16 protein-coding genes are annotated in these 9,185 nt (G+C 71.7%); 15 read left to right on the top strand and 1 reads right to left on the bottom strand.

Annotated elements, in window-relative coordinates:
- Positions 1–54 precede the first annotated feature (54 nt).
- The 3 genes from ABZ374_RS43155 to ABZ374_RS43145 all read left to right on the top strand — a co-directional run bounded on the left by ABZ374_RS43155 (position 55) and on the right by ABZ374_RS43145 (position 1,782).
- Entirely contained in the window at positions 55–828 is a 774-nt protein-coding gene (locus ABZ374_RS43155) for a hypothetical protein (RefSeq protein WP_360323105.1), read from the top strand.
- Positions 825–977 (top strand): hypothetical protein, encoded by a 153-nt coding sequence (locus ABZ374_RS43150; protein ID WP_360323103.1) that lies wholly within the window; start codon positions 825–827, stop codon positions 975–977. Before ABZ374_RS43155 ends, ABZ374_RS43150 begins: the two co-directional genes overlap by 4 nt.
- Positions 978–1,137: 160 nt before the next feature.
- On the top strand, positions 1,138–1,782 hold the full coding sequence (locus ABZ374_RS43145) for a hypothetical protein (protein ID WP_360323101.1): 645 nt from the start codon (positions 1,138–1,140) through the stop codon (positions 1,780–1,782).
- Position 1,783: 1 nt separating this feature from the next.
- Here ABZ374_RS43145 and ABZ374_RS43140 read toward each other — a convergent pair whose 3' ends face one another.
- On the bottom strand, positions 1,784–2,044 hold the full coding sequence (locus ABZ374_RS43140) for a hypothetical protein (protein WP_360323099.1): 261 nt from the start codon (positions 2,042–2,044) through the stop codon (positions 1,784–1,786).
- Between the two features lie 126 nt (positions 2,045–2,170).
- On the opposite strand from ABZ374_RS43140, the gene ABZ374_RS43135 reads away from it, so the two are divergent.
- The 12 genes from ABZ374_RS43135 (at position 2,171) to ABZ374_RS43080 (ending at position 9,100) form a co-directional block, all read left to right on the top strand.
- On the top strand, positions 2,171–2,728 hold the full coding sequence (locus ABZ374_RS43135; RefSeq protein WP_360323097.1) for a hypothetical protein: 558 nt from the start codon (positions 2,171–2,173) through the stop codon (positions 2,726–2,728).
- Between the two features lie 91 nt (positions 2,729–2,819).
- Entirely contained in the window at positions 2,820–3,176 is a 357-nt protein-coding gene (locus ABZ374_RS43130) for a hypothetical protein (protein WP_360323095.1), read from the top strand.
- Between the two features lie 88 nt (positions 3,177–3,264).
- Positions 3,265–3,723 carry a hypothetical protein gene (locus ABZ374_RS43125; RefSeq protein ID WP_360323093.1) on the top strand — a complete coding sequence of 153 codons (459 nt, stop codon included), beginning with the start codon at positions 3,265–3,267 and terminating at the stop codon, positions 3,721–3,723.
- Between the two features lie 31 nt (positions 3,724–3,754).
- Positions 3,755–4,054, top strand: coding sequence for a hypothetical protein (locus ABZ374_RS43120; protein WP_360323091.1), 300 nt, complete (start codon positions 3,755–3,757; stop codon positions 4,052–4,054).
- A gap of 4 nt (positions 4,055–4,058) precedes the next feature.
- A complete protein-coding gene (locus ABZ374_RS43115) occupies positions 4,059–4,307 on the top strand; it encodes a hypothetical protein (RefSeq protein WP_360323089.1) in 249 nt (82 codons plus the stop codon).
- Positions 4,308–4,598: 291 nt separating this feature from the next.
- On the top strand, positions 4,599–5,534 hold the full coding sequence (locus tag ABZ374_RS43110) for a protein transporter Sec31 (RefSeq protein WP_360323087.1): 936 nt from the start codon (positions 4,599–4,601) through the stop codon (positions 5,532–5,534).
- A gap of 69 nt (positions 5,535–5,603) precedes the next feature.
- Positions 5,604–5,975, top strand: a complete 372-nt coding sequence (locus ABZ374_RS43105; RefSeq protein WP_360323085.1) for a hypothetical protein — start codon at positions 5,604–5,606, stop codon at positions 5,973–5,975.
- Positions 5,975–7,900: a hypothetical protein gene (locus ABZ374_RS43100; protein WP_360323083.1), complete on the top strand. Its 1,926-nt coding sequence runs from the start codon at positions 5,975–5,977 to the stop codon at positions 7,898–7,900. Before ABZ374_RS43105 ends, ABZ374_RS43100 begins: the two co-directional genes overlap by 1 nt.
- Before the next feature lie 142 nt (positions 7,901–8,042).
- Positions 8,043–8,366: a hypothetical protein gene (locus tag ABZ374_RS43095; RefSeq protein WP_360323081.1), complete on the top strand. Its 324-nt coding sequence runs from the start codon at positions 8,043–8,045 to the stop codon at positions 8,364–8,366.
- Positions 8,363–8,497 (top strand): hypothetical protein, encoded by a 135-nt coding sequence (locus tag ABZ374_RS43090; RefSeq protein ID WP_360323079.1) that lies wholly within the window; start codon positions 8,363–8,365, stop codon positions 8,495–8,497. The genes ABZ374_RS43095 and ABZ374_RS43090 overlap by 4 nt, the downstream gene beginning before the upstream one ends.
- Positions 8,498–8,501: 4 nt before the next feature.
- Entirely contained in the window at positions 8,502–8,720 is a 219-nt protein-coding gene (locus ABZ374_RS43085) for a hypothetical protein (RefSeq protein ID WP_360323077.1), read from the top strand.
- A 5-nt stretch (positions 8,721–8,725) separates the two neighbouring features.
- Positions 8,726–9,100, top strand: coding sequence for a DUF6221 family protein (locus ABZ374_RS43080; RefSeq protein ID WP_360323076.1), 375 nt, complete (start codon positions 8,726–8,728; stop codon positions 9,098–9,100).
- Positions 9,101–9,185: the final 85 nt, after the last annotated feature.

Genomic DNA, 9,185 nt, shown 5'->3' with positions numbered 1-9,185 from the left:
CGACCAGCCCCCGACCGCCCAGCGCTCGGCCTTCATCGGCGAGGAGCCGCAGCAATGACCGAGCCCACCGCCGACCCGCACCGCCGCCGCCTCGATGCCATTGCCGGCAACGCCGTCGGCACCGCACTCAACGCGGCGCCAACCCCCGAAACCGGGGAGCGCTGGTGGTTCTCCCTCAGCCTCCGCGAGCACGTCGGCCGCGCCGTCGTCCAGGCCCTCCTCGACGCCGGCGCCATCCCGCCCCCGCCCGCCGACCTCGACGAGCCGCGGCACACCGCCAGCGACATCAACGACGACCAACTCGCCGCGCTGTACCGCGCACTCGACGAGACCCGCCAGGAGGCCGCGACCGTCCGCGCCGCGAGCGAGATCTACCGGACCATGCACGAGCAGGCCCGCGACGCGCTCAACGCCCACGGCCGAGACGACTGGCCCGACATCGTCGCCCCGATCCACGCGCTGGTCGACGAGCGGGACCGACTGTCCGCTCGTGTCGCCGAGTACGAGGCCGCGATCGGCTTCGAGACCACCTGCCTCAACTGCACCCGGCAGACAACGGCGGCGTATGCGGACACGATGCGCGCCGAGCGGGCCGAGGCCGCCGTGCAGCGCGTGCGGGACCTCCACCGGCCCTGGACGACCGTCTACGGCACGCACTGCAACGCGTGCTCCCGCCTCGACATCACCGGCACCACCATGACCGGCCGCGTCATCGACATGCCCTGCCCGACCATTCGCGCCCTCGACGCCCAGCCCGAGCCGGCGGCGGACACCGACACCGCCGCGCCCCTCACCGACCACTGGCCCAACACCCGGGAGCAATCGTGACGTTCATCCTCGGCGTGATCCTCGGCGGCCTCTCCGGAGTCGCCACCTACGGCATCACCCACAACGGTCACCTCGGCCTCATCGCCGGCGGCATCGCGGCCGTCCTCACCTGGGTCGGCGCCGCGACCCTGCTCCTGCTGGACGACTAGCGCCGAGGGCCCGCCGCTCACCGCAGGGGGACGGGAGCGCGGGCCCAGCGCCCGGCCGGGGGGAGTGCCGGATCCGAGACGGTACGCCCCCTGTGTACGGCAATCCACACCTTGATCCATTCGAGACCAGAGCGAGACCCCCGCTCCACCGGAGGCCACCGTGCAGCACCTCGACCACGCCGACACGACCACCGACATCGCCACCCCCTGCCCTGGCCGCCACAACGACACCACCCCCGGCAGGCCCGTGTGGTGCCACCCGTGCGGCGACGAGATCGTCCAGCTCCTCCGCGGGCTGCCCGCCGCCTACCGCACCCTCGCGGAACTCACCGAACTCCCCACCCACCTCCAGCTCGAACGAGGCGGCACACAGGTCGACCCCGGCAGCGTCTCGCCCGGCATGGACCACGCCGACGACATCCTCCGCACCCTGCGATACGCCGAGGACGCCCTGCGCGACCACATTGGCGAGGGCCTCGGCAACCGGTGCGTCCGGCATGACGCAGCCACGGTGGACGCCTCGGTCGCCTACCTCGTCCGCCGGCGCACCGCAGCCCTGTGCACGCCCTGGGCGGTCAAGTACGGCACCGAGGTGCACCGGCTTGCGAGCACTGCGGACTACCGCCTCGGCGGGGGTTCCGACTGGACGCCGGTGCCCGGCCCGTGCCCGGACTGCCGGGGCCTGTCCCTCGCCGCGGTGCACGGCCGCGACGAGGTGGCGTGCACGGAGTGCCCGCGGGTGATGGCGACGGACGAGTACGAGGGCTGGGTGGCGTACCTGCTGGGGACGACGTACGCGGCGTGAGTCAGGAGGCGGGCGGCGGTGCGTCCTTGCCGTGGGTCGGCGGCCGGAGGCGGTCGATCTCGTGCTCGCGGGCAATCCGGCGGAAGACCTCGCGGGTCATGCCGGTGAGTTCGGCGAGGTCGGACACGGTGCCGCCGGCTCTCATCTCGGCCGGGGCCGCGTCCTTGACGGCCTGGCGGAGTTCGCGTTCGGCGAGCAGGTGTCGCTTGTACCGGGCGAAGAGGGCGGCGGTCTCGGGGCTGGGTGTGTAGTCGCTGCTCATGCGGCCATCCTCGCACAACGCGTAGGCCAATCGAAAGGACTACGCGTTGGCCTATTGACAGGGCAACGCGTTGGCCTATAGCTTTATGGACGTCAGCAGGAACCAGCACAAACCGGGGAGAACGAGATGACCGCCGACCACAACGCCGAGACCTTCGAGATCAACGGGATCGAGGTCCCCACCACCGGCTTCCACATCCTCGCCACCGGCATCGACCCCCGCGACCGCGACGTCTGGCTCGACGGCGACATCATCGGCGTCGTCCAGGACGAGGGCGACCACCACCCCCACCGAGGCCGCTTCGCCACCTGGTCGAACAAGGCCGGCGCCAAGGACAGCGGCGTCGGGTTCCACGCCACCATCGAGGCAGCCGCGCAGGCCATCCGCGACCTGTACGAGCCGCCCGCCCCCATCGAGGCCACCACCGAGATCGCGCCGGTCGAGACCGCCGCCCCCGCAGGCCGCTCTTACACGGTCACCTACACCGGCGCCGGCGAGCCCATCGTCCACGCCACCGGCTGCAGCCACGTCCGCCGCGACTCGCAGTACGGCACGCACCGCACAGTGATCGTCACTGGCGACCTGGTCGCCGTCGCCGGCCACGTATACGAGGACTTCATCGAAGAGGGCCAGGACCCGGCCGACTGGATCGGCGACCTGCAGGTCAAGAACTGCGCCCGCTGAATCCGCCCCAGGGCGCCCGCCTCGACTTCCCGGAAGAACCGGGCGCCCTGGGCCCTCCGACCAGCCACAGACCAGCAGAGGAGACACCATCATGCACGCCACCGCCCGCGCCGCACGCAGCTACATCCGCACCGCCATCCGCACCCGCCGCGCCCAGCGCACCGCAACCCGCGCCGTGGCCACCGGCACCGCCTCCGCCGTCGCCCACCTCACCGCCGCCGGCATCGCACCGGCCGACGCCCGCCGCTTCGCCAGCCCGTTCTCCCGCGGAGTCGTCCCCACCGCCACCACCACCGGCCGCATCAAGCTCAAGGGCCGCGCCACCAAGCGGGTCGCGATCAAGCTGTACGACCTCCGGACCTTCGTGGCCCGCGCGCTGGTCTACCGGCCGAAGGACAAGACCGCGGCCGCCGCGTTCGAGCGCCTCGCGTACCGACTCGCCGCGTAGCCCCGCCCCGGGGTGGCCGCACCGCCTGGCAGCAAGCCGGCCACCCCGGGCCCCACATCCACCCTCACGAGCAGCAGGGAGCACCAGCATGCCCCACTCCGACCAGACCGCAGCCGTCCGCTTCGCGGCCACCACGGCCGTCTTCACGGCCGCCCACCACGTCGGCGACTACTGGATCCAGACCCACGACCAGGCGCTCGCCAAGGGCCGGCCCGGCCGCGAGGGCCGGCGCGCCTGCGCCGCCCACGTCGCCACCTACACCCTCGGCCAGGCCGTCGCCCTCGCGGCCGCCGACCGCTACCTCGGTCTCGGCATCCGATGGCGCCGGGCCGCGGCCGGGCTCGCCGTGTCGGCCGCCACCCACTACCTCGCCGACCGGCGCGCACCTTTGGAGGCGATCGCCGAGCGCATCGGGAAGGCGGAGTTCCACGACGTCGGCCGCGGCCACGGCTGTCTCGGGACCGGCGCTGGCGCGCTCGACCAGTCCTGGCACATCGGCTGGTGCGCGGTCGCCGCGGCAGTGGTCGCCGGGCCCGAACGCACCTGACCGACTCGAACGCGTGCGAGATCATGGCGGGGTGGACATCGACCGCCCCGCCCCCGCACGCAGCCTCACCCGCTCCCACCCGGGCGACCGCACCAGCGCAGGCATCCACCACACCCTCGCCCGCCCGTGGCCCTACGTGCTCGCCGCCATCGACGGCGCCTGGCGCCACGGAGTCGTCGGCGGCTGGTCCCAGGCCCGGCCCGGAGGACCGGTCATCGTCTACGTCGAGTGGTCCGACGGCCGATCCGGGCGCGCCGACAACGTGATCCACGACCCCGACCTGATGATCCCCGGAGAGCAGGACATCTGGGGGCCTCGCCCGCCACGATGAGCGCATGGACACGCGCACCCCGCCGACCGCCCACCGGCCCCGGGTGCGCGTCACCCAGCCCCGCGGCGGCATCCTCGACGCCCGCATCAGGTGGTGGAGCCGGGACGCCACCGGCGCGTGGTGGGCCCTCATCGAGTACGACGGGTGGACCGCCGGCCAAGAGGACGTCTATGTGATGGCCGTCCCGGCCGCGACCGTCGAGCGCATCGACGGCGAGAACTACTCGACGGTCGAACGCAGACGCGCGACCTGAGCGAACAGCCGCGAACAAGCCCGAACAACGGCGAACAACACACCGAACAAGGCGCGAACACGCCTGCCGCAGTTGACACTTCCGATAGGCTGCTCTACGTCCGAAGGCCGGCCAGCAGGCTCAACGAACATGGCCGAACAACCGGACCGAACAACTCGGAACATGGGACGGGCTCGGACGCGGGGATCACAGCCCCGGCCGAGCCCTGACCACTGGAGACATGGAGGTCTCAACAGTGGCTGGACAGCACCTTATTGCCCCCATCACCCCACGCGTGACAGGGGCACGGGCATGAAATACCGCGCCGAACAGCGAGAACGCCGCGTACCGCACGTCGTCGACGGCCGCACCCGCATGGTCACCGAGCCCTACACCGTCCACGTCCCCGAACTCCCGCGCGACTGGGACCAGATCGTCCTGCGCGGCGCCACCGTCACGGCCACCCTCGTCGTCGCCGCATCCGTCGTGTGGTCCACCGCGAGCATCGCCGGCCTGCTGTCCGCAACCGTCGCCACGCCCGTCGCGTTCATCGCGGCAGCCGTTTTCGACGCCGTGTGGATCACGAACATGGCCCTCGAATGGCTCGCCCGGTACGACCGCGCCCGCGCCGTCGCACCCCGCCAAGCCGGACACGCCTCGCTCGTGACGGCCATGGCCGCGGTCGTCGCCCACGGCTGGATGACCGGCAACATCGTCGCGGGCATCGTCGGCGCCAGCATCTCCGGCCTCGCCAAGATGCTGTGGACCGTCCTGATCGCGCACTCCGCCCGACCGCTCGACGACCGCACACGCCAGTGGGTCGAGCAGGAGATGGCCGAGGCGAGCGCCCTCCTCGGGCTCGCAGCCGTCCGCCGCCAACTCGCCCGCGCGACCGCGCTCACGGCCCTGGTGAACACCGCCGCGAACACGCCGAACAGCCCGGACGACGACCCGAACAACCCTGTTCGCCACACCGCGAACACCCCGGTCGAGTCCTCCGTCGAGAACACGGTTCGCGCCGAGCAGCCGAACAGCGACGAACAGACGAACAGCAGGTCGGAGGCCGTTGTTCGCCTCGTGCCGAACACGGGCGAGACGATCGCGGACACTGTTCACCGACTTGTTCGCGACGGTGTTCGCGACCGCGTCGAACTGCTCGATGCTGTTCGCGAGATTCACGGCGAGAAGGTCTCCAAGGACACCGTCCGCATCACTCGGGACCGGGCCCTCAAGCGCCTCTCCGCCTGACCCACACACCACCTCCCGGGCGAGCAGGCGCCGCGCGCCGCCTCCGGGCCTCAGCGACAGGACACAACCATGGCCCGCTCCATCGTCGAAGCGCTCGGCGCCGACGACATCACCAACGACGTCGACTTCATGGCCCTGTGCGAACGCATCCGCAAGATCGGCCGCGAAGGCGCACTCCAGATCTCCTACCTCGCCGACGAAGTCCGCGCGCTCCTCGCCGAAATGCCCGACCACCCCGACGCCAACCACACCTCCAAGAAGCGCGCCGCCCTGGTCGCCGGCCACATCCAGAACGCCGCCGACGCCTTCAACGAAGCAGCCGTCTGCGGAGCCCGCGCCAAGAGCAGCTTCCTCAAGCACATGGCCCCCGAACTCGAAACCGCCTACGGCAAGACCAAGGCCAAGCCCAGCAACAAGCCCCGCTTCAAGGTCGGCGAGTGATGGCCCTCCACCAGCGCGCCTCCGAACGCGCCCTCTCCACCGTCGCCCCCTACGTTCCCGCCTGGCTCGCCGCCCCCGCCACCTACGGCCTCGCGTACGGAGCCCACACCGCCTGGCACGACCAGCCCGGCCCTGCCATGGGCACCGCGCTCCTCGCCGCGGCGTTCACCTGGGGCACCAGCCGCATCGCCCCCTCCTCCGCGCCCCTGTGGCGGGCCCACGCCACCACCACCGTCGGCCTGGTCGCCGGCGGCATCTCCCTGTCCGCCGCCGTTGACCCCACCACCCCCGGAGCCCTGTCCGCCTGGGCGATCCTTGGCATCGCCACGCCGCTGTCGTGGACGATCCGCCGCATCACCCGCAACGGCGGCACCACCCCCGGCGACCCCAAGGCCATCACTGCGGGCGACCAGGGCCTCGCCGCGCAGGTCCGCGCCCTCAAGGGCGTCGACGTCGGCCCGCCCACCGTCGAAGGCGGCCGGGTCAAGGCCACGCTGCGCGTCGTCTCCCCGGACGGCGACATCGAGCAGGTCCAGGCCGCCACCCGCGGCATCGCCGCGGCTCTCGGCGTCGGACGCAACGGCGTCCGCATCCAGACCGACCCGGACGACGCCGGACGGGCCGAACTCATCGTCGTCCCGCGAGACCACCTCAAGAACACCATCGTCTGGCCCGGCCCCTCGGCGGCCGGCGGGAGCATCGGCGCCGGCTTCAAAGTCGGCCTGTACGAGGACGGCGAGCCCGCCGTGTTCTGGCTCAACGGCGACCCCAAGATCGGCCGCAACGCCACCCACCTGGGCGTTTTCGGCATGAACGGCAGCGGCAAGAGCAGCGGTGGTGAGGTCACCTGGGCCGACCTGCTCACCCGGCGTGACGCCTGCCTGTGGCTCGGCGACCCCGTCAAAGGCCAGCAGACGCTCCGCGACGTCGCCCCCGGCGTCGACTGGGTCGCCACCGACACGACCGAATGCCGCGCCCAGATCCGAGCCTTGCCCGACGTCATCTCCGCCCGCGCCGACCAGCTCGGCCGGTGGGGCCACAAGGAGTGGACGCCCGAGGTCTTCGACACACACGGCATGCCCGCGATGGTCTGCTGGTGGGAGGAAGCCGCCAAGCTGTTCCGCGACGAGGTCGGCGAGGACATCACCGGCCTCCTGGAGACCGCCCGCAGCGCCGGCGTGTTCCTCGTGATCTCCCTCCAGCGGCCCTCGGTCGGCATCATGTCCGGCGACGACCGCGAACAGATCGGCGCGGTCTGGTGCTTCGGGGTGAAGGGCTCCACCACCGCGAAGATGGCACTGCCGCCCGAGGTCCGCGCCGACGGCGCCGCCCCCGAAGCGTGGGCGAACCGCCGGCCCGGCTACGCCTACCTCGTGGCCCCCGGCGTCGACGAGGAGCGGTACGCCACCCCCATGCGGTCCTACCGGATCACCGCAGAGCAACTCGCCCAGGTCGTCGAGCAGTACGCCGAGATCCGCGCCGTCCTGGACCCGGTGTCCGCACAGGCTGCGGGCGAGGCATACGCGAATCGGCGCCGGGGCACTACCGTGCCCGCCGCCCGCAAGGAGACCACCGTGGCCGCCCGCGACGAGTTCAAGCTGCCCACCAACCACGAGCCCGACCTTCCCGAGGTCGACGTCGACGAACCCATCGAGGTCCCCGACCACCCGAGCATCACCCTCGCCGCGCCGGCCGGCAACGAGATGGGCCGGGAGGCTGCCGTGCGGCTCCTGCGCGAGGCGATCGTCGAGATGTCCCGCGCCGGCAGGACCACGTTCCGGCCTCATGACCTCCGCGACACCCGGGCCCAAGCAGGCCGCTCCCGGACATGGGTCACCGGCGAGCTCCAAGCCCTCGTTACCGCGGGCCTGCTTGAGGACGACGGCCGCGGCACGTACCGCATCCGTGACCTCGTGCCCGCCTGACCTGGCCTGACGCGTCTGACGCGTCAGGTGCCAGGCCGACTGAGGCCCTAGGCGTGCGCATGCGCGCGCGACCCACCTGACGCGTCTGACGCCCACCTGACACCCCGCCGCGAGAGAATGAACCATGGACGAGGAGCACACCTTGACGTACACAACCTTCGAATCCACTCCCGCCGAATCCACCGGTCCCTCAAGCGGCGAGGGGGCATATCGGGTGCCGGTCAGCGGCTGGTACCAAGTCGGCCGGATCACCACGGAAGCGCGGTCCACCCAATACTCCTGCCCGATCGACTCGTGCGGCTGGCGCCACGACACACCGTCGGTCGCCGACCCGGACATCCTCGCCGACACCGAACAGCGCGCCGCCCAGCACCTGGAGGCGCACACCACGGCCGAATGGGCCGCCGAGGTCAAGCGGTTGCGCCGCGTCCTCGCAGTGGCCGAGCAAGAAGGGTGGCGAGCATGATCCGCACCCCGGTCTCGATCATCCGCGACTGGTGGTCCGACCCCGCCTACCGGAGCGCCGTCGTGGTGGGCATCGTGGCGTCCGTAGCCTGCGGCGTGCTCCAGATCGTGCTGCACATCCTGGGAGGATGAGGACATGAGCGACCGAGGCGCCCGCGCCGACCGCGCAGCCGAACTCGACCAACTCGCCAACGACCTGGACGCCATGTACTGGCACGGAATGGGCACCGGCCCCAACCCGTTCCCCGACGACCGCCCCGGGCCGTCCCTGGAAGACGACGACAGGCACGCCCCGGGATACCAGGCTGTCGCCGAGTACGTCCGGCAGCGGGCCGACTGGCTGCGGGAGGGATGATGCGCGTGATCGACGAGGTGGTCGCGTTCGTCCGCGCAAGACTCGACGAGCGCGAGCGGGACGCCGCCGCAGCCGCCGGCGAGGTCGGCCCCGACTGGTACTACGACACCAGGCACGGTCGCGTGGCATCGCACCGTGAGCAAGACCTGGTCGCCACGGGCTCGCAGGACCACCTGGGGCGGGAGTGCGGTGCGCACATCGCCCGCCACGACCCCGCGAGCGTCCTCCGGGAGGTGGCAGCCCAGCGACACCTGATCGATGACACGCACTGGGGCGGCGGGCCCGAAACCGAGGACGCCTACCACCAGATCTGTCGCATCCTGGCGACCGCCCACGCCGGCCACCCCGACTACAAGACCGAATGGGCCCCATATCCCTAACGGATAGCCCCACTTGTCAAGGGTCCGCGTTTAGGTAAACTCAAGATCGCGGGCAGAGCCATGCCCACACAGACACCGAAGGCCC

It is taken from the genome of Embleya sp. NPDC005971, assembly GCF_040629175.1.
Classification (GTDB): Bacteria; Actinomycetota; Actinomycetes; order Streptomycetales; family Streptomycetaceae; genus Embleya.
This window is presented reverse-complemented; position numbering and strand designations above follow the sequence as displayed.

Bases quoted from the DNA above. Each gene is read 5' to 3' on its own strand.
- ABZ374_RS43155 (WP_360323105.1), top strand. From the start codon at position 55: ATGACCGAGCCCACCGCCGACCCGCACCGCCGCCGCCTCGATGCCATT.
- ABZ374_RS43140 (WP_360323099.1), bottom strand. From the start codon at position 2,044: ATGAGCAGCGACTACACACCCAGCCCCGAGACCGCCGCCCTCTTCGCC.
- ABZ374_RS43135 (WP_360323097.1), top strand. From the start codon at position 2,171: ATGACCGCCGACCACAACGCCGAGACCTTCGAGATCAACGGGATCGAG.
- ABZ374_RS43130 (WP_360323095.1), top strand. From the start codon at position 2,820: ATGCACGCCACCGCCCGCGCCGCACGCAGCTACATCCGCACCGCCATC.
- ABZ374_RS43125 (WP_360323093.1), top strand. From the start codon at position 3,265: ATGCCCCACTCCGACCAGACCGCAGCCGTCCGCTTCGCGGCCACCACG.
- ABZ374_RS43115 (WP_360323089.1), top strand. From the start codon at position 4,059: ATGGACACGCGCACCCCGCCGACCGCCCACCGGCCCCGGGTGCGCGTC.
- ABZ374_RS43110 (WP_360323087.1), top strand. From the start codon at position 4,599: ATGAAATACCGCGCCGAACAGCGAGAACGCCGCGTACCGCACGTCGTC.
- ABZ374_RS43105 (WP_360323085.1), top strand. From the start codon at position 5,604: ATGGCCCGCTCCATCGTCGAAGCGCTCGGCGCCGACGACATCACCAAC.
- ABZ374_RS43100 (WP_360323083.1), top strand. From the start codon at position 5,975: ATGGCCCTCCACCAGCGCGCCTCCGAACGCGCCCTCTCCACCGTCGCC.
- ABZ374_RS43090 (WP_360323079.1), top strand. From the start codon at position 8,363: ATGATCCGCACCCCGGTCTCGATCATCCGCGACTGGTGGTCCGACCCC.
- ABZ374_RS43085 (WP_360323077.1), top strand. From the start codon at position 8,502: ATGAGCGACCGAGGCGCCCGCGCCGACCGCGCAGCCGAACTCGACCAA.